This window comes from Streptomyces sp. NPDC051921 (assembly GCF_040680975.1).
Classification (GTDB): domain Bacteria; phylum Actinomycetota; class Actinomycetes; order Streptomycetales; family Streptomycetaceae; genus Streptomyces.
The window spans coordinates 218,859-237,242 of sequence record NZ_JBFAXU010000006.1; the positions used below are offsets into that span (position 1 = coordinate 218,859).

The following is an 18,384-nucleotide window of genomic DNA, read 5'->3' on the forward strand; positions in this document are numbered from 1 at the left end:
CGTGGAGGTGAGTGCGAGGTGTGAACGCCGGCTGGGTGTGATCAGGCCGAACGGCCCCACTCGTTCCGGCGGTTTGGCCGAACAACGCGTAGACCAGATAGATGCCTGAGGCATGTAGTGGAACACGGCGTGCACGCCAGACCACCAGAACCGACGATCCGCCGTCTGCGAGGTCCGCATGACCGAAGCCGTGGCCTTTCCCCAGAGCCGATCCTGCCCCTACCACCCGCCGACCGCCTACGATCCCCTCCGCGAGAACCGCCCGCTGGCGCGGGTGACCCTGTGGAACGGGCAGGAGGTGTGGTTCGTCACCGGACACCAGGCCGCCCGCGCGCTGCTCTCGGACCAGCGACTGTCCACCGACTCCACCCGGGAGGACTTCCCGCTCCCGACCGAGCGCGCCGCGACCGTCCGGCGGCGCCGACGGGCGGCGCTGCTCGGCTGGGACGACCCCGAGCACAACGTCCAGCGCCGCATGCTGATCCCGAGCTTCTCGCTCAGGCGCACCGAGGGCCTGCGGCCGCGCATCCGGGCGACCGTGGACCGGCTGCTCGACGCGGTCGAGGCGGCGGGTCCTCCGGCCGAGCTGGTGAGCACCTTCGCGCTGCCCGTGCCGTCGATCGTCATCTGCGACCTGCTCGGCGTGCCGTACGAGGACCACGACTTCTTCGAGGAACAGTCCCGGCGACTGCTGCGTGGCCCCACGGCCGCGGACACCGAGGACGCGCTCTCCCAGCTGGAGGGCTATCTCGGCGATCTCGTCGACCGCAAGCGGCAGAAGCCCGGCGAGGGCGTCCTCGACGACCTCGTGGCCCGCGGACTCCAGGACGGCGGCCCCGATCGCGAGGAGCTGGTGCAGCTGGCGTCGATCCTGCTGGTCGCGGGCCACGAGACGACCGCCAACATGATCTCCCTGGGCACGTACACGCTGCTGCGCCACCCCGAACGCCTGGCGGAGCTCCGGGCCGATCCCGCGCTCGTGCCCACGGCGGTGGAGGAGCTGCTGCGCTTCCTCTCGATCGCCGACGGCATGCTGCGGGTGGCCCGCGAGGACGTGGAGGTGGGCGGCACGGTGATCAGGGCGGGCGAGGGCGTGGTGTTCTCCACCTCCGTCATCAACCGCGACGACGCCGTCTACCCCGAGCCGGACTCCCTGGACTGGGCCCGATCGGCGCGGCACCACCTGGCGTTCGGCTTCGGCATCCACCAGTGCCTGGGCCAGAACCTGGCCCGTGCGGAGCTGGAGATCGCGCTCGGGACCCTGTTCCGCAGGTTCCCGGGCCTGCGACTCGCCGCGCCCGCGGAGGAGATCCCCTTCAAGCCGGGCGACACGATCCAGGGAATGCTCGAACTGCCCGTCACCTGGTGAGACACGTGACGTCTCCGTGCGCGGCGGCTTCGACGAGAGTCTCCGACGACACCTCCTCCGAGGAAAGGAACACGGCCGATGCGCATCTCCATCGACGCGGACGTCTGTATCGGCGCCGGACAGTGCGCCCTGGTCTCCCCCGGCGTCTTCACCCAGGACGACGACGGATTCAGCACGCTGGTCCCGGGCCACGAGGACGGCACCGGCAGCCCCCTGGTCCGCGAGGCCGCCCGCGCCTGCCCCGTACAGGCGATCATGCTGCAGGAGTAGCTGTGTCACCATCGGCCCGTGTTCGAGGTGCTGCCCGGAGTCGGGCTCAGGTTGCCGCGGGGTGCGGGCGTGCTGCGGTTCGGCATGTCCGAGCGGGCCGCCCAGTGGGCGGTCGCGACGCCGGCCGACGTGCGGGACTGCTGGGGCTGCCGGACGGGTTGGGCGTTCACGGCCTCGTACGAAGGCCTTGACCTGCTCGCGTACGGCGACGTCAGCGACCGTCCCACGGCCGCGCCGACCACGACCGGCCCGGTCTCGCGGCCGTCACCCTGCGCCGGCGCGCCGAACCGCCCACGGAACCCTGCGCCGTGCCGGTGGTGATCCGGGACGTCGACGTGTTCGGGTACCCGGAGCACGAGGTGCTGGACGTGCTGACGGCGAGCCCGCACCCGTCGGTGACGCTGCCACGGGCGGCGTCACCGACGGGCTACCTGGCGGAGGTTCGGGTGGCGGCCGTCTGAGCCGGTCCCTGCGACGGGGTGGGCGGAGTCCGGGTCGACGGAAGGCGTGCGGCCCGGGCTCGGCCCGGACGGGGAGCAGGGTCCCGTGTGGGGCGGGCTCCCGTGTGGGGCGGAGCCCCATGTGGGCGGAGTCCGTATGGGCTGGGGCCGTGTGTGCCGGCGCCGTGTGGACCGGCGCCGTATGGGCCGGCGCCGTATGGGCCGACGCCGTGTGGACCGGGCCCGTGTGGGCCAGGCCGCGTGAGCCGCCGCCGTGCGTGCCTGAGCACGTGCGACCGAAACCGTGGGGCCTGAGTCCGTGCGCCCGGAACCGCGGGCCGAAATCCGTGTGCCCGGAATCCGTGTGCCCGAGATCCGTGTGCCCGAGATCCGTGTGCCCGAGATCCGTGTGCCCGAGATCCGTGCGGCTCGGCCCGGGGTGGCCTCAGGCCATGTGGCCGTCGCGCAGCACCCTCCGCGCGACCGTCCTGCCCGCCTCCTCCAGCTCGGCGTCGACGTCGGCCGAGCGGGCGGCGTCGAGGACGACGCCGGCCGGGTGCCGCTCGCCCCGGGTGACGTGGCGGCGGCGCAGATGCGTGGGCGGGTGGGTGGCGTCGACACAGTGCCCGCGCAACTCGGCGACCCGGCGCAGGCGCTCGTACTCCCGCTCCGGAACGGCCGCGACCTGGGCCGCGACACGTTCCCACAGGCCCTCGGCCGGGTCCTCGCTGCGGGCCGTCCGGCCGATCCGGGTACGGGCGGCGACGGTCTCGCGCTGGAGCACCGACTCGGCGCTGTCCGTGACGAGGAGGCGATCCATCAGGCCGGCCGCCGCGGTCGCACCGGCGACCCGGGCGGCCGAGGTGTCCGCGAGGTACTCGGCCCGCTGCGAGGCGCGCAGGGTCGCCTGGTCGAGCAGCAAAGTCATGCCGTGCACGGCGAGGCGCGGGACGGCGGTGAGCAGGTTGCCCAGCTGATCCATGATCGTCTCGCCGTGGTTCGGGGCGAGCATGTACTGCCAGGTGTCGAGGGACCTCAGCGCGCTGCCGACCAGCACGCCGTGGCGGGTGTCGCCGTGGGCGTAGTGGCCGAACTCGTGCCCCAGCAGGGCGACCCGCTCCTGTCGGTCCAGGACGGCCCAGAGGCTGAGCCCGAGGGTGAGCGCGCGGCGCTGCCGGATGCCATAGGTGAGCACGGAGGCGTTCGCTTCGGCGTCGAGGAGCACGACGTCGACGCCCCGCGTCCCGACCGCGCCCGCGACCTCGTCCAGCAGGGCGAACAGCCGTGGGGCGTCGAGCCGTTCGAGGACGGGAGCGTCGCCGCGGATCTTGGCGAGGCTGCCGAACCGGGGCCGCAGCGCGAAGGCGAGAGCGAGGAACAGTGCCCCCAGCGCCGGCTGGAAGCCCCTGCCCCAGCCGCCGATCAGCAGCCAGAGCGCCAGCGCCGCGAGTGCCACGGTGATCCCGTGGACGAGCAGGGCGAGGCCGGCCGCGAGTACGCCCGCGGCGCCTCCCGGCGCGGCCGCCGTCGTCGTCGGGGCGGAGGTCGAGACGGGCTCGCGCCCGAGGTCGGCGAAGAGCTGCTCGCCGAACCGGTGCGCCAGCCTCCGTCGCAGCCGCTCGACCCGGGTGCCGGCAGGCTTGTTCGCGCCACGGCCCGGGTCGACATTCCAGCCGCACGCGACGCACCACACGACGAACCGTCGATCTGCGGGTATGCGCTCCCCACATGCGGGACAGTCCTGCTCAGCGGCCTCCGCCCGCTCCACCCCCTGCACCTGCGCATCCGGATCCGCATCCGACTCCGCATCCGCCTGCGCCTGGGACTGCGCCTGGGCCTGGGCCTGCGCCTCGTACCGTCTCTTGCCGCCGATCCCGCCGACCGCTCCGGCCGTCTCCGTCATCCCCGCCCCTTCGTACGTTCATGTCGCAGGCCGCACACCCTATGACCACGTACGACTGCGCCGCACGCGGGATTCGGAGGGCTCGGGGTCGAGGGCCGGGGCGAAGGTCGGCGGTGCGGGATGCGGAGTCTCGGGGCGGCACGCCGAACGGCTCCTTGACCGGCCCCACTTGCTGGCCGCCACCTGGCAGAGCTATCTTGCATTGCATGGTTCCTGGTGAAGCAATGAACGAGGCAGGGGGCAAGGTCCCCAGCCAGCTCCGCAAGGGCGTACTGGAGCACTGCGTTCTGGCGCTGCTCAGGGACGGGCCGCGATACGGCGTGGAGCTGCTCGCCGAGCTGTCGGCCGTGAGCGTGATGACCACCAGCCAGGGGACGATCTATCCCCTGCTGTCGCGGCTCCGCCGGGAAGGGCTCGTCGACACCGAGCTCCGCGAGTCCCCGAGCGGGCCGCCGCGCCGCTACTACACGCTCACCCCCGTCGGCCGGGCGGCACTGGCCGAGTTCACCCGGGCGTGGCCGCTGTTCCGGGACGCCGTCGACCACTTTCTCAACGATCCGCAGGGGGAACCCGCATGAACACCACCGACCACCCGCTCGTGGCCGAGTACCTCGCCGCCGTGGCGCGCGAGACGGCCGAGCTGCCCGCCGAGCGTCGCGCCGAGCTGCTGGCCGACCTGCGCGAGCACATCGAGGTGAGCGGCACCGACGACGAGCAGCGTCTCCGCGAGGTCCTGGCGGACCTCGGCGAGCCGCGCACCGTGGCCGCCTCCGCCCTCGCCGAGGAGCCCCAGGCCGGCCGGGCGCCCGAGCCCGGGGCCCCGGACCGTCCGACACGTGCCCGCCTCACCGTGGGCCTGCTCGCCGTGGCGAGCCCGCTGGCCCTGCTCAACTCGTTCGCCGGCGGGGTGGTCCTGATCGCGGGACTGGCGCTGCTGTGGACCTCCCCGTACTGGGACAACCGTCACAAGCTCATCGGCACGGCCACCGCCGCCGGTGTTCCCGTCGTCCTCCTCCTCGCCGCCGTGCTGCTGGCCGCGACGCGCCTCGGCCCGGTCGAACTCCTCGTCGTCCTGGCCGTCTCCGTCGCCGTACCGGCCTTCGGCGCCGTCACCCTGCTGCGCGCGGTGCGCCGCTGACTGCTGCCGGGCCGCGAGCCGTGGCCCACGACGCGCCGAGCCCCCGGGAGGGATCTCCCGGGGGCTCGGCGCGTACGAACCTGTCGGTCTCGCGGGCAGGGCCGGCTAGAAGGTGAGGTTCCAGGCGTCGATGCGGCCCGTGTCCTGGGACGCGACGTCCTGGACGCGGAGCTTCCAGACGCCGTTGGCGACCTCGGCGGAGGCGTTCACCGTGTACGTCTTGACGACGTCGTCAGCGCTGTCGCTGTTGACGAAGTCCTCCAGCGGGTAGACCGTGCCGTCCGGAGCGACGAGGGAGAGCACCAGGTCACCGCGGTAGGTGTGCTTGATGTCGACGCCGACCTTGAGCGTGGCCGGGGCGTTGCCGGTGACACCGGAGACGGTGATCGAGCTCTCGACGGTCGCGTTGTCGGCGATGGACACGTCGGTGAGGTTCTCGAAGTACGGGCCGGTGGGCGGCTGGGTGGTCCCGCTGACGGCCTTCAGGGCGTCGACCTGGCCCTCGCCGAAGAAGCCGTTCTTGGTCGCGGTGCCCGTGCAGCGGCTGTCGGACGGGCAGGCCTTGTCGGTCGCCTGGGTGCCGAGCGCGGCGCGGATGTCGGCCGGGGTGTAGGTCGGGTTCGCGCTCGCGATGAGCGCGGCGACGCCGGTGACGTGCGGGGAGGCCATCGACGTACCGCTCATCGAGCCGTACTTGCCGCCCGGGAGGGTGGAGTAGACGCCGGTGGCGCCGTCGCCGCCGGGGGCGGTGACGTCGATGACGCCGTTGCCGAAGTTGGAGTACGAGGCCTTCGCACCACCGCTGGCCTGGGCGGAGACGGTCACGACGCCCGGCAGTTCGGTCGGGATGTCGATGCAGGCGTTGGTGATGGTGCGGGTGGTCGGCGTCGAGTCGTTCGGGCTCTCGGAGTCGGTCGTCTTGTTCGCCAGGTCGTAGTTGGAGTTGCCGGCGGCGGCGACCTGCAGGGAGCCCTTCGACTCGGCGTACGCCTGGGCGCGGCGGACGCCCTCGATGATGGCGGCCTGGTCGACGTTGTCCGGGCAGTTGAACTGCCACGGGTCGGTGTAATAGCTGTTGTTGGTGACCTTGAAGCCGTGGTCACCCGCCCACATGAAGCCGCAGACGGTGTTCTCGGCGAAGAACAGGCTGCTGGTGGGCTCGGCGATGCGCACCGAGGAGATCTTCACGCCGGGCGCGACGCCGATGACGCCCTTGCCGTTCTTGGCGGCAGCGACCGTGCCGGCGACGTGCGTGCCGTGGGTGCCGACGTCGCGCCAGGCGCCGGCGCGGGTGTCCGCCTTGCCGTAGGCGCAGGAGACGGAGTCGGCGGCGTTGAAGTTGGGGGCGATGTCCTGGTGCTGGTCGTCGACGCCGGTGTCCAGGATGCCGACCTTGACCGAGGCCGAGCCGGTGGTGACGGCCCAGGCCTGGTCGGCCTTGATCTGGGTCATGTCCCAGCGGTTGGACTCGTTCAGCGTGGTGGTCGACTGCGAGGGGTTGGTCGGCAGCGCCGGGTTGTACGCGTCGGCGGGGACGTCGGAGGTACGGGTCGCACCGACCTGCTGGACGCCGGCGACGCCGCGCATGGTGGCGGCGAAGGAGGCGGAGGTCGAGTGGGCGACCACGACGCCGATGGCGTCGTAGGAGGCGAAGACGGTGCCGCCGTTCGAGGCGACCGCCGTACGGACGGCGGTGGTGTCACCGGGCGTCGTGATCACCAGGTACGCGCGCGTCCCGGCGGCCCAGGCGCCGGCGAGCGCCGGTGCGGTGCGGGCCGCCTGGGCGGCCGGGGCGGCCTGGACGGGGGCCTTGGCCCGCGACAGGTCGCGAGCCTGGGGCTCGACCGTGGCCTGGGCGGGGGCGGCGATGGCGACGGTGGCGCCGACGACGGCGGCAGCCACGACCGGGAGTCTCAGCCGACTCGATATGTGGGAAAACAATGCGTCCTCCGATGACCCGGAGGTGCTGGTGGCACCGGCCGGGCCCTGTGTTGTGTGGGGTGGACGCAAGATCCCAGGCGGCCGGGACCGGAGGGAAGGATTCTGCCCGCCATATCCCTTTCCGTTACCCATTGTTGATCTGACGGCACGCCAAGTCGGGGACGAAGGAGTGCAGTTACGACATTCCGCGACGAGGTCCTGTTCAGGGCATCGGCACCGGGACGGGCACGGCGGGGCGAGGGGCGGGAAGGGGCCACGGGGCGGGGGCGGAGGCCGGGGCGGGGCGGGGCGGGGCCGGGGAAGATCCGGCCGGGGCCATGACCAGATCTGAGGCCGGGACCGGGCCGGGGCTGGGGAGCGTAGGAGCCGGGACCGGGGGCACCGCGCGGGAATCATGGCGCAGAATGCGCCCCATGAGGCTTCCCACTCCCCTCCACGTGGTCAACGAGGGACTCGCGTTCCTCCTGGAACTCGCGGCCCTCGCCGCGCTCGGGTGGTGGGGCTGGCAGAGCGCCGACGGCGTCGTCCTTCGTCTCGTTCTCGCTGTCGCCGCCCCTGCGGCGGCAGCCGTGCTCTGGGGCCTCTTCGCCGCCCCCAAGGCACGGATCGCCGTACCGCTCCCGGGCATCCTGGTCGTGAAGGCGCTGGTCTTCGGCGCCGCCGTGGCCGCCCTGTACGCCATGGGCTGGCACACGGCCGCTGTCGTGTTCGGGCTCGTGGTGGTCGTCAACACGACTTTGGCGACGGCGGACCGGCGGGCGGCGACGCACCGCTGAACCCGGCACCACCCTCGCACGTCCGGCATGGGGGCGACTGGGCGGTGGGGCGACGGGGCGACGGGGCGACGGGGCGACGGGGCGACGGGGCGACGGGGCGACGGGGCGACGGGGCGACGGGGCGACGGGGCGACTGTAAAGTCCCTGGTCATGGAGATATCGACGCTGTGGCGTGGAGGAGCACGTCGCCCGCCCCGCGCGCCCGTCGGGTGTGGTGGCGGTCACCACGTCGTGCGCACCGCGCGGCTGGTGCTGCGGACGCCCCGGGATCACCTGGAGCTGGCGATCGCCGAGGCGACGGCAGCCGACGCGGAGGCCCAGCGGTGGCTGGGCTGGCCCGCCGGCTCCGTGATGAACACCGCGACGGCCGAGCATCTCCTCGGCATCGACGACGCCAATCGCGTCGAGCGACTGCGCGCCTTGCGCGCCCGCTCGCGCCGGCAGCTGACCCGGCCGTTCGTACCGGACGGCCACGGGCCCAGGAACCAACTGGTGGCCATGGAGACGGCGACCGGCCGCGTCGTGGGGAGCAGCTCGCTCACGATGGACGACGGAAGCATCGGCGTCCACGTCGCGCCGGCGTACAGGCGTCAGGGCCTGGGTGCCGAACTCGTCCAGGCCACCCTCCGGTTCGCCCACGCCCACCTCGGGGTGGAGGTCGTGCGGGCGGGCACCGAGGAGTCGAACGCCCACTGTCGTGGAGCCCTGAGCAGCGCCGGCTTCGTCCCTTGCGACGGCCCTGCCCGGCACACCCTTCCTGACGGGAGGGTCGTCGACTCCGTCTGGTACCAGCACGGCACGAACGAGCCCTCCCGCTGCGCCGCCGTCCAGCCGGGCACGAAGGGCCCTCTCTAGTCTTCTGAGTCAGGAATTCTGTTCAGATGTATAAGCTTGGCCTGTGGCGCGTACTGGGCGGCCGAAGGCCGAGTTGATCCTTTCCGGCGAGGAACGGGCTGCGCTCGAGGGATGGGTGCGGCACCGTTCCACGCCGCAGGCGTGGGCCTTGAGGTGCCGGATCATCCTGGCCTGCGCGGAGGGTGCCTCGAACAAGGACGTGGCGGCCCGACTCGGCTCGACCGCGCATGCGGTGGGCCGGTGGCGGGCTCGTTTCGTCGAGCACCGGATCGCCGGCTGGGGGACATGCCCCGCTCGGGCGGTCCCCGGTCGGTCACCGACGAGCAGGTGGCCGCGCTGGTCACCAGGACGCTGCAGTCCGCTCCGAAGAACGCGACGCATTGGTCGACACGGTCGATAGCGAAGGAACTGGGCCTGTCGCAGTCGACGGTGTCGCGGGTCTGGCGGGCGTTCGGCCTGCAGCCGCACCGCTCGGAGACGTTCAAGCTGTCGACGGATCCGTACTTCGTCGACAAGGTCCACGATGTCGTCGGCCTCTATCTGGACCCGCCCGAGCGGGCCCTGGTCTTCTGCGTGGACGAGAAGTCGCAGATCCAGGCCCTGGACCGCTCTCAGCCGGTGCTGCCGATGATGCCCGGAGTGCCGCAACGCGTCACGCACGACTACGTCCGCGCAGGCACCACCACCCTGTTCGCCGCCCTGGAGGTCGCCACCGGCAAGGTCATCGGTTCCCTGCACCGCCGGCACCGGGCCGAGGAGTTCAAGAAGTTCCTCGTCAAGCTCGACCGGGAAGTGCCGGACGGTCTCGAGGTCCACCTGGGGATCGGTGACGACCTGGATGTTCACGCCGTGCCGGCGATGCTTGGCGGAGTAGTCCGCTCGGCCGTCGCCGACACGGTCACACTCGGCGAGGGTCCCGTCCAGCAGGACGAAGTCCGGATCGTGCTCACGCAGTGTCTTGAGCAGGCCGGGAGCGAGATCAGCGAGCATTCCGGTGACAGCGGTGACATAGGCGTGGGCGGTGCCGACGGATATCCCGAACCCGGCCGTGATGCGGGCGAGGGCGTCGTGGCGGCGCAAGTACACCAGAGCGACGAGCGCCCGTTGGTGCGGCGAGAGCTTGCACCGCCGGTCACCCTCGCGGGTGACGATGAGCATGGTGACCCACTCGACCAGAGGGTGAGGGAGGTCGAGTGCGGCAGGATAGGAAACCAATAGGGCTCCTGCGCTGATGGGTTGAGACGTCGAACACCTCCCTCAACGGCGCGGGAGCCCTGTGCGTTGCGGCGCTCGCCTCGACCTCACTGGCGTCACCCGATGAGTGGTCACGCTGAAAACGCTCAATGACTACTGCAGGCCCGGGGCTCCTGACCGCCCGGGCCGGGCAGGCGCTGGCCGCCCTGATGTTGCTGCAGCAGGTGCCGACACCGCCTACCCCCTCGGCGTCGCCAGCCGCCAGGCCGCCGAACGTCGCTGCGCCCCTTCACACGAGAAGCCGGTGAGTAGGGGATCGGGATGACCATGCCGGTGCGCTGGTTTGGAGACGCGGTGGAGATGGCGGCCACTGCAAGGTGACGTCCGCGTGAGGGTCCCGCCGCGGTGCGGGTGAAGCCTGACCGGGATCAGGCGGGCGTCAGGGTGAAACTGAAGCGCTGCACGTAGCCCATGATGGCATCGAGTTCGCCAAACACTCCCCCTGTCCTCTGCAACAGACCAGCAACACGGACGGTGTCCAACTAGGCCAGCGCCTAAAGTCAGTCGTTGATCAAGGAGTGATGGAGGCACTGTGGTCAAGGCGATGCGCGGGCGGCACAAGCGGTTACATAAGGTCGCGAGCAAGATGCGCGGAAACGGCGTTAGTAGGAAGGGTCCGTCTAGGTGGATCGAGGTCGGGGGCGCGATCGGCGGTCTGGCGGCCGGCATCGGATTGATCTTCACCGGCATCGTCACCTACTACAGCGTGCAGACCTCACAGGATCAGCTGGATCAGAAGCGAGAAGACGACGATAAGGAAAAAGCTGAGCAGGCGGATGCAGTTGACGTTCACCTAGATTTCGACAGTGACGCCGCCAGGCGGTGGATCGTAGTCGACAACTATTCACGCAAGACTGTGCGAGAGGTCCTGGCGGAAGTTTCCGTCACGAACGAGAAGGACTACGTGGTGAGGACACCGTCCGTCCCCCCATGCACCACCTTGACCATCGACTTCAACGACCTAGCGACGGAACAACCGGATTTCAAGGAGAAAACCGGAAATTACGGGCTATCAAAGGTCTACTTCAGGGATGCTTCCGGACAATGGTGGAAGATGTCCTACTTCGGCACAAAGGAGATTTCATCCGACACCTGGAAGAAAGAGCTCGCTGGTAAGGAATACGCAAACAGAGTCGTCAGCCTGAAGCATACGAAGACCCGTATCGCCCAATGCTGACCTCGCAGTCAGGCAATGGCTGTCGCCTGCAGTCCTTGGGGCGCCTGCGTCCCCCTCGGTGCGGGTGTTCGGGCCCCAACCGGTTCAGATAGGCGTCAGGGTGATCCTGAACCACTGCACGTAGCTCATGCCGGCATCGGCGGGATCACTCGTTCCCCCGGGTTCGGTGTCCAGCTCAGGGCCCATCACGACCGCGCCCGGGACAGTGAGATCGTGCAGCCAGCGTCCGGTGACCGGGTCGCGGGCGAGGAGCGCTGCACGGGCCTTGTCGGCCAGCCACTCGGCCGGCTCGGCGCTCCCGACTGCACGAGCTGCTGGACCCGGCGCTGCTCCCCGCACGCGCGAGGATGGTCTTGTCTCCGGCATCGGCGTGCAGGGCCTTTCTGGTCGCCGGTGCAGATGTCGCAATCCACACCAGGCCAGAAGGCCCTCACCCATTTCAAGATTCCTCAGCCGAGACCTGCATCACCCGTCCACAACCTCCCTGGACAGAACACCTAGGGCTCCAGGTGTGAGAACCGTCAGTGTCCCAGCGGGCCAGGCCGTCACGGCTCTCCGGGTGGTCTCCGTAGATGCCCTCGTCACCGTACGAGGTCCAGATGCCTCCGTCGCGGTCGGTGATGATGTAGTCGATGTCGTCGCCGATACAGAAGTGACTTACCGGGTATCCCCCGGGGGAGTGCACAACCGCGTTCCTCTCCCAGATCCCGTTCTGGTCCCGGCGTGTACGGCCGGACACCAGCAGAAACCGTGACCACGAGAGCAGGGCCAAGTGGCTGGTCCTTGGGGTTATGCCGGTTACGGGGGTGCGGTGTTCCACCCCGCCCGACACCACAACCAATACGCCGTCACACGGAGCCGTCACGCTCCATCCGACCCATCCCTTGATATGTGGGGAACGGCGCAGGTTCCGTTCTTGGATCAGCATCACCGCGAGTTCGTTGCTCGGTCCGACGCTCCACCACAAGGCCCGCCATCCGGCTCGGGCATCCTCAGGGGGCAAGCTCCACACGACAGGCAGTTCGCCAAGCGTCATCGGCATTCACCTTTTGGACTCCAGGCCCCAACGGCGCCCGAAGAGATGTACGTTACCCGGCAGCGGCTCGCGTACCGACCGGCGCCCCTGCCCGATGCACTCAGCAGGCCAGCGCGCCACCTGCGGATGGCCCGGCTTGATACCCCGCGGCAGCAACGGCTCAAGCCAGGCCCACTGGCCATTCGTCAGATTCACACGTCCAACGAGACGTGATCACGAACGAACAAGATCCACTTTCGCAACAGACCCTAGCAGCATTGGTGGGGTGCGGCGTCGATGCCGTACGCCAGCAGAGAATGGCGGGCACGTGTTGTCACCTGTACGAACGATGGGGACGCGAAGTGACTACCGGAGCACCTTGTACTTCTGGCGGACCCAGTCCGACTGGACCATGTCACGTCCGACGAGCCGGAGGTAGCCGTTCTCGACCAGCTGCATCAGGTGTTTCCGGGCGCCCTGCTCGGACCACCCTGCCTGCTCCGCGAACTCCCAGAGGATGAAGGTGGCTCCCGGGCCGTACAGCCTGGTGAGCGTGCTGCGGAATAGGGCCAGTTCGTCGAAGGGCGGCGGCTCGGGTACGGCCTCCGCTGGCGGTTCTTCGGGCACTGCGACAGCGCCCGTGCTCAGGGCATGAGTGATGGTCTGCACCGGGTCCAGCGTGCCGAAGTCGAACCATTCACCGTGCATTCGGTACTCGAAGAGCGCGTTCGCGGGGTCCTTGCCATCGGGGAAGCTACGGGCGTCGCGCTGCTCGCCCGTGGCGGCGCCGAGGGCACGGAGGCCGAAGCAGGAACTGCGGTGGGGCGAGGTGGGGACGGTGAGTTTCCCGTCCTGGAGGAGGAGGTGGTGCCGGGTGGCACCGTCGAGGCGGTCGTCGTCGTGGGTCCCGCCCCATACGGGAATTCCGGTGGCCAGGTCGAAGGTGGTCAGGCGGTAGCGGTAATAGCGCGGCGTCTCTCCTCGGCGGGGCGGGGCGTCGAGCCTGGTGCCCTCCGAGACCGCCTTGAGCCGCTCGTAGTACGGGATCTCGCCGTAGGGACCGCTGAAATCGATCGGCGGGTTCGGGCGGCCGTTGCCGCCGAAGGAGAAGTAGGCCCCTGAGTCGGAGTCGCCCGATGCCGAGGCTGCCACGACCACCGGGTCGGCGGAGACGAAGTCTGCACGGGCGTCCCAGAGGATGCCGCTCCGGCCCCCGAGCGGGGCGGACCACAGGAGCGCGCCGGTGGCCGGGGCGAAGGTTGCGGCGTGCAGTTCGGCGTCGCTCGGGACCTTGTCGCTCCAGACGTCGTCGGTGCCACCGCCGCAGGCAAGGAGGGCGGCGACCTGGCGCTCTGCCACCGCCGTCCTGCCCGGGACGCAGCCCTTGGGGAGGGCCGCCTTCCATCCGTGAGCGTGACATCTGACGACAGGGCTTGCCGCAGCAGGCACCGGTCGGCACCTGGGCCGGGCCGATATTCGCTTGCGCTCCCTCGCCACGCGGGTCAACGTCGCGTGACACCTGACGAAGGCAGAGAGAATGACCACGCAGACCCATCCCGTCGACCACGAGCTCATCCGGGCAGCGGAGCAGGTTGCTCGCACTCGTTGCCGGGGCGACAACCACACCATGGCAGCCGCTGCCCGCGCCCAGGACGGCCGCATCGTCACCGCGGTGAACGCCTACCACTTCACGGGAGGGCCCTGCGCCGAGCTGGTCCTCATCGGGGCGGCTGCCGCCCAGGGCGCCTACGAGCTGAAAACGATCGTCGCGGTGGGCGACCGCGACCGAGGGGTCGTTCCCCCGTGCGGCCGGTGTCGCCAGGTCCTCCTCGACTACTTCCCGACCCTCAAGGTCATCGTCGGCGAAGGCGATCGCGTCCGCACCGCCCTCATCACCGACCTGCTGCCCGAAAGCTACATATGGGCCGACCACCAGCTCGACACCGAGTAACCGCGCTACGCAGACCCGCTTGCACCGACCACAGGGCAGACGTCGCCTGATACGGCACCGGTTCGTGGCACCAGGGGCGCGACGGCGGCGGCCGTCGTCCCGGCGGATCGTGGCCCGGGATGCGGGGACCCTTGCCTGGGGCCCGTCCGGCGGATGACGCCGGACGGGCCCGTGGTCCCGTGCGGGCTCAGCGCTTGAGCGTGAAGGTGAAGTCGTCCGACAGCTTGCCGCCCAGCCGGACGGCGGAGACGAGCCTCCCCTCCGTGAGGAGTCTCTCGACCTCGGCCCGTGAGAGGCCGCACCCTTCGGCGATCAGTCGCACGGGCCGGACGGGGATCCGCGCCGCGAAGCGGACCGAGACGTCGATCACCTCGCCGTCCAGGTGATCCGATCCGCCGGTGTCGAGACGCCAGGCGTCGGTCCAGTCGAGGGCGAAGCGATTGCGGCGCTGCACGACCGGGTCCTGGAGCAGTTCGGCTGTCAGGCCACCGTCGTTGGCATGCAGTCGGTCCAGCAGCTCGGGTCGTACGGAGCGCACGTGCACCCGCTCCAGGACCGTGAGCTTCGCGGTCTCCCCGCAAGCGGTACAGAGCACGAGGAGCCAGACGTCGATGAGCTTGTGGTGGGCGTTGACGCGGAACTTGGCGCTCGGCCGGAAGAGTTCGGACGCGCACGAGTGGCAACGGCGGCGAACGAGCGGCAGGCATGTGGGCGCGACGACCCAGGTATTGAGCACAGAAATACACCGATTCCAGTGAGAAATCCGCAGCAGAAAGGAGCACGGCGCACAGGCGCGACGCGCGACGAATCAGCACTCGGGAGGTCTCACACGGTGTACAACGGCACGTCCTTGCTCAGGCGAATCGGTCCGCCAGCACGGTAATGGCGCACACCGACGCCGCTCCACTGGTTTTCGACCGCCTCGCCCCGGAAGGACGTCGGTCGTCCTGACCGCCGCCTACCGGTGAGCAGCGTGTGAACAGCATGCGGATCGGCGTCAGCAGCTGATCTTTTGCAGCTCGGGAGTGGCCGGCCAAGATCGCATCCCAGGTTTCCCTTGAGGAGGCACTGAGCTCGGTCCGCCCCTGCGACCGCACGACACAGCAGCGGGTGGCGGACGCCTCCTCCCGACAACGTGATGCGGACCTCCCGACCTGGGGAGATGAGCCGGGCCCCTGTTATCGTGCGCCGATGTCAACGATCAAGCAGTTCCAAGTGACCTTCGACTGCGCGGAGCCTGCGCGCCTCGCCGCCTTCTGGTGCGAGGTGCTGGGGTACGTCGTCCCTACGGTCCCGGAGGGCTTTGCGACGTGGGAGGAGTACCACCGCTCGCTGCCGCCCGAGGATGAGATCTACTTCGCGTGCACCGATCCTTCGGGTGTGGGCCCGCGCTTGCTCTTCCAGCGAGTTCCCGAGGGCAAGGTCGTCAAGAACCGGGTGCACCTCGATGTGCGGGTCGGCGCCGGGCTCGTGGGTGAGGAGCGCCTGGCCACACTCGAGGCCGAGTGCGCACGGCTGATGGCGCTCGGCGCGAAGCACGTGCTGACGCAGCGCGCCGATGGCGTCAACGAGTCGTGCATCACGATGCAGGACATCGAGGGCAACGAGTTCTGCCTCGACTGATTCTCCTCCGAGACCGCGAGGCGGGGAGCCATCTCCGGCCGTGGGGAACTTCGGGGCTGCCGATGTCGGCTGTCCCGAAGTTCCCCAGGCCGGTCTCCTGTGGACCTCTCAAGTCCCGCATGCTGCGGGAGTCATCCCGTGAGAGCGAGGTCGCGCAGGCGGCGCGCGGCCGGCGCGCGCCTGGGGCCGAGGTGGTCGATGACGCGATCGCCGGTGGACTTGGCCCCTCCGAAGAGCGGCCGAGGTCATCCCACGGCAGGACGACGTCCGAGGTCGCCCTCGTGCGACGCACCCGGACCTCGGTACCGTCCAGCCTCAGCTGGACCAACGACTGTGGCGCAGTGGGACATCAACTCGCCCGACTCTTGCGAGGGAGGTGACGTGGGCGGACGAACGTGTCGAGCGCGCCCACGGCCGCACGGATATGGGCCGGGCCGCGACGCGACCGTTCTCCCGCGCACCACCAGGACAGCTCCCCGTCCGCATCCCTCGGATGCATGCCCAGGCCATGCTCGGCACACACGGGCCACGCCTGCCACAGAAGCTCGGTGACGGTCTCCTGCGCGGCATCGGCAACGATCGCCAGCGCAGAGGCAGGGTCGTCCGACGAGTCCTGGTACAGGCAATTGCCGTGCCACTCGCCATTGGCCAGAGCGACGTAGACGTTCTCCGGCTCATCCGCATCGCAGGGCGGAAGAGCCAACAACTGCAGGGGTTCCTGCTCGGGAAGGGTCACCGCCAGATCCCGGTTGAGAAGGGCGAGAGCCCGGTCCCACATGGGGTACTCGCCCGGCGAGACGCGACGGGGCTCGGGGTGGTCGAAAAGAGCGCGCATGGGCACCATCCTCCGCCACACCAGGGGCAGCCCCCATCGCACACCACGTCGTTACCCTTCGCGAAATCTGCGCAGTCGTGGAGAACGCACGGCGGGCGGCCTGACCAGGGTGTACTCGAAGGCCCGGAGGTGAGGCCTCAGTGGCTCCCAGGGATACGGCACGAGAGAGTGGTCGTCGCGCAGGACGCCCTGCGGGAGCACCCCCGTCGTACGAAGAGCGCGTCGTGCTGTTCCGGGCACGGTCCCACGACGAAGCCGTTGAACTGGCCGAGCGGGAGTCGGACGGGTACGCGAGGGAGAGCGACTTCGAAGTCCTCGACCTGGTGCAGGCGTACCGGATCTCCGACGGCGACGAGGAACTGGGCGCGGGTGCGGAGGTGTTCTCCCGGCTGCGGGCGCTCGACGTGCCGGCGAACGAGTTTCTCGACCGCTACGACTCAGGGCCGGCGCACAGCGAGGTCGGTGAGTGACGGCCCGGCGGCACTCCCTCTCCGGTGAGGCACACGTGGCACAGGCAGTGGTCCGGGTGCGGGCTGTGGGGGAACTGTTCGGCCCGGTCCCGCTGGGCGTACCGCTCGAGTGTCTCCGAGAAGGTGCGTGCCTCGTCCGGGCCGAACCCGCGCCGGTTGCGTACGTCGTCGAGGCGGGCCAGCACGCGGGGGGTGTGCACGAGCTTGGGGCGGAAGCCGTACAGGTGGCGTGTCGCCGTGTCGATGACGATCCAGCGGCAGGTGTGTCGTTCGCGGCCGATCACGGTCAGTCGGTCGCCTCCCGGACCCCAGTACACGGCCGCCACGTACACCTTCGCGCCGCCCTTGAAGCTCTTCGTCCCGGGGAGGAGCTGCTGTCCGTCGGCGCCGTGCCGACGCCAGGCGACGACGTTCGCGGCCACCAACCAGGCCGGTTCCGGCCCCGTACCCGTTTCCTTCACTCGCCCTCGCTCCCCCCGCGCGGCGCGGGCACGGTCGTCGACGACGGGGCACGCGGGTCGCCCGCCCCCTCCGGCATACGGGCCGAGGATCGCAGCGGGCCGGCCTGAGCGGCAACCGCAATACCCGGGCGGGGACGGTGGACCGGCCTGACCGGCTCGCGGCCCTGCCCCGTTCCGTCCGGGGCGGGCGGGGCGGGGCGGGGCGTCGACTGCCTCCGGTCAGGCCTTCGCGGCGCAGATCACGTCGTACGGCCTGCCGATGGCGAGGGTCAGACGCATGGGCTCGGTGGTGCCGGAGGGGCACTCCTTCGCGTCCTTCACGAGGCCGAGGACCTTGTAGCCGCTGCCGGCGGCCTGGGCGCAGGGCACCTCCTGAGCGGTGCCGGTCACGCAGTCGCCCTTGACGAGCTGTCCGCCGCCCGCGCCCGCGTCGCCGGGGTGGTCGCCCTTGAGGTTGCGTCCGCAGACGGTCTTGCTGGGGATGCCGCCGCTCTTGTCGCCGCCGGACCCGAAGGAGATCTTGACCTGGATGATGAGGTCCGTGCCGGCCGGGCACTGGATGGCGTCGGGCAGGATGCTGGCCTCCATCACGGCGAGCGCCTTGAACGTGGCGCCGGAGTCGCCGCAGTCCACCGCCCGGTAGCCGTCGGGGGCGTCGTCGGGGTCGGGGCCGCCGCAGTCCCCGACGTTCCAGGAGCTCGTCTTGTCACCGCCGGACGACGGGGAGGCGGAGGGGGACGAGTCCTTGTCGTCGAAGTACGTGGAGGCGCCGTAGGCGAGGCCGAGGATGACGGCGAGGACCAGCAGGGACGAGAGGCAGCCTCCCCGTCTCTGGCCGGGGGGTGGGGGCGGGGTCGTGCCGTGGGTAGCCATGGTGCGTGCTCCTCCTCGTTGGGGGACGGGTCC

At 70.3% G+C, this 18,384-nt stretch carries 18 protein-coding genes and 2 pseudogenes; 12 read left to right on the forward strand and 8 right to left on the reverse strand.

From position 1 onward, the window contains the following. Positions 1-178: 178 nt before the first annotated feature. The 3 genes from AB0M16_RS10880 to AB0M16_RS10890 all read left to right on the forward strand — a co-directional run bounded on the left by AB0M16_RS10880 (position 179) and on the right by AB0M16_RS10890 (position 2,100). Positions 179-1,369: a cytochrome P450 gene (locus AB0M16_RS10880; RefSeq protein ID WP_365341143.1), complete on the forward strand. Its 1,191-nt coding sequence runs from the start codon at positions 179-181 to the stop codon at positions 1,367-1,369. A gap of 78 nt (positions 1,370-1,447) precedes the next feature. After that, positions 1,448-1,639, forward strand: coding sequence for a ferredoxin (locus AB0M16_RS10885; protein ID WP_365341145.1), 192 nt, complete (start codon positions 1,448-1,450; stop codon positions 1,637-1,639). 308 nt (positions 1,640-1,947) lie between these two features. After that, the gene (locus AB0M16_RS10890) at positions 1,948-2,100 is read left to right on the forward strand and encodes a hypothetical protein (protein ID WP_365341147.1); all 153 of its coding nucleotides are present in this window, start codon (positions 1,948-1,950) and stop codon (positions 2,098-2,100) included. A 424-nt stretch (positions 2,101-2,524) separates the two neighbouring features. Here AB0M16_RS10890 and AB0M16_RS10895 read toward each other — a convergent pair whose 3' ends face one another. Next, positions 2,525-3,982 (reverse strand): M48 family metalloprotease, encoded by a 1,458-nt coding sequence (locus AB0M16_RS10895; protein WP_365341149.1) that lies wholly within the window; start codon positions 3,980-3,982, stop codon positions 2,525-2,527. A gap of 206 nt (positions 3,983-4,188) precedes the next feature. On the opposite strand from AB0M16_RS10895, the gene AB0M16_RS10900 reads away from it, so the two are divergent. Together AB0M16_RS10900 and AB0M16_RS10905 are read left to right on the forward strand one after the other, a co-directional pair. Further along, positions 4,189-4,560, forward strand: a complete 372-nt coding sequence (locus tag AB0M16_RS10900; protein ID WP_365341151.1) for a PadR family transcriptional regulator — start codon at positions 4,189-4,191, stop codon at positions 4,558-4,560. After that, entirely contained in the window at positions 4,557-5,120 is a 564-nt protein-coding gene (locus AB0M16_RS10905) for a hypothetical protein (RefSeq protein WP_365341153.1), read from the forward strand. Before AB0M16_RS10900 ends, AB0M16_RS10905 begins: the two co-directional genes overlap by 4 nt. Before the next feature lie 105 nt (positions 5,121-5,225). Here the strand turns inward: AB0M16_RS10905 and AB0M16_RS10910 are convergent, their stop codons facing one another. Then, entirely contained in the window at positions 5,226-7,022 is a 1,797-nt protein-coding gene (locus AB0M16_RS10910) for a S8 family serine peptidase (RefSeq protein ID WP_365341155.1), read from the reverse strand. A 452-nt stretch (positions 7,023-7,474) separates the two neighbouring features. Between AB0M16_RS10910 and AB0M16_RS10915 the strand changes: the two genes are divergently transcribed. The 3 genes and pseudogenes from AB0M16_RS10915 to AB0M16_RS10925 all read left to right on the forward strand — a co-directional run. Then, on the forward strand, positions 7,475-7,837 hold the full coding sequence (locus tag AB0M16_RS10915; RefSeq protein WP_365341157.1) for a YrdB family protein: 363 nt from the start codon (positions 7,475-7,477) through the stop codon (positions 7,835-7,837). 150 nt (positions 7,838-7,987) lie between these two features. Then, a complete protein-coding gene (locus AB0M16_RS10920; protein WP_365341159.1) occupies positions 7,988-8,692 on the forward strand; it encodes a GNAT family protein in 705 nt (234 codons plus the stop codon). Positions 8,693-8,735: 43 nt separating this feature from the next. Then, positions 8,736-9,511 (forward strand): annotated as a pseudogene (locus AB0M16_RS10925) (IS630 family transposase); the annotation flags it as partial. Here AB0M16_RS10925 and AB0M16_RS10930 read toward each other — a convergent pair. Next, positions 9,410-9,907 (reverse strand): annotated as a pseudogene (locus tag AB0M16_RS10930) (transposase family protein); the annotation flags it as partial. The pseudogenes AB0M16_RS10925 and AB0M16_RS10930 sit on opposite strands and share 102 nt — an antisense overlap. A gap of 571 nt (positions 9,908-10,478) precedes the next feature. Here AB0M16_RS10930 and AB0M16_RS10935 point away from each other — a divergent pair. After that, entirely contained in the window at positions 10,479-11,123 is a 645-nt protein-coding gene (locus AB0M16_RS10935) for a hypothetical protein (protein WP_365341161.1), read from the forward strand. A gap of 1,381 nt (positions 11,124-12,504) precedes the next feature. On the opposite strand, the gene AB0M16_RS10940 is transcribed toward AB0M16_RS10935, so the two are convergent. Continuing rightward, positions 12,505-13,497: a hypothetical protein gene (locus AB0M16_RS10940; protein WP_365341163.1), complete on the reverse strand. Its 993-nt coding sequence runs from the start codon at positions 13,495-13,497 to the stop codon at positions 12,505-12,507. Between the two features lie 178 nt (positions 13,498-13,675). On the opposite strand from AB0M16_RS10940, the gene AB0M16_RS10945 reads away from it, so the two are divergent. Continuing rightward, the gene (locus AB0M16_RS10945; protein WP_365341165.1) at positions 13,676-14,089 is read left to right on the forward strand and encodes a cytidine deaminase; all 414 of its coding nucleotides are present in this window, start codon (positions 13,676-13,678) and stop codon (positions 14,087-14,089) included. 187 nt (positions 14,090-14,276) lie between these two features. Here the strand turns inward: AB0M16_RS10945 and AB0M16_RS10950 are convergent, their stop codons facing one another. After that, positions 14,277-14,825, reverse strand: coding sequence for a DUF1062 domain-containing protein (locus tag AB0M16_RS10950; RefSeq protein ID WP_365341167.1), 549 nt, complete (start codon positions 14,823-14,825; stop codon positions 14,277-14,279). A 455-nt stretch (positions 14,826-15,280) separates the two neighbouring features. Here AB0M16_RS10950 and AB0M16_RS10955 point away from each other — a divergent pair, with 455 nt between their 5' ends. Further along, positions 15,281-15,712 (forward strand): VOC family protein, encoded by a 432-nt coding sequence (locus tag AB0M16_RS10955; protein ID WP_365341169.1) that lies wholly within the window; start codon positions 15,281-15,283, stop codon positions 15,710-15,712. 349 nt (positions 15,713-16,061) lie between these two features. Here the strand turns inward: AB0M16_RS10955 and AB0M16_RS10960 are convergent, their stop codons facing one another. After that, positions 16,062-16,547, reverse strand: a complete 486-nt coding sequence (locus AB0M16_RS10960) for a hypothetical protein (protein WP_365341171.1) — start codon at positions 16,545-16,547, stop codon at positions 16,062-16,064. A 224-nt stretch (positions 16,548-16,771) separates the two neighbouring features. Between AB0M16_RS10960 and AB0M16_RS10965 the strand changes: the two genes are divergently transcribed. Then, positions 16,772-17,017: a hypothetical protein gene (locus AB0M16_RS10965; protein ID WP_365341173.1), complete on the forward strand. Its 246-nt coding sequence runs from the start codon at positions 16,772-16,774 to the stop codon at positions 17,015-17,017. Here AB0M16_RS10965 and AB0M16_RS10970 read toward each other — a convergent pair. Both AB0M16_RS10970 and AB0M16_RS10975 read right to left on the reverse strand, forming a co-directional pair. Further along, a complete protein-coding gene (locus tag AB0M16_RS10970; protein ID WP_365341175.1) occupies positions 16,978-17,478 on the reverse strand; it encodes a hypothetical protein in 501 nt (166 codons plus the stop codon). The genes AB0M16_RS10965 and AB0M16_RS10970 overlap by 40 nt on opposite strands. 219 nt (positions 17,479-17,697) lie before the next feature. Then, a complete protein-coding gene (locus AB0M16_RS10975; protein ID WP_365341177.1) occupies positions 17,698-18,351 on the reverse strand; it encodes a hypothetical protein in 654 nt (217 codons plus the stop codon). Positions 18,352-18,384 lie beyond the last annotated feature (33 nt).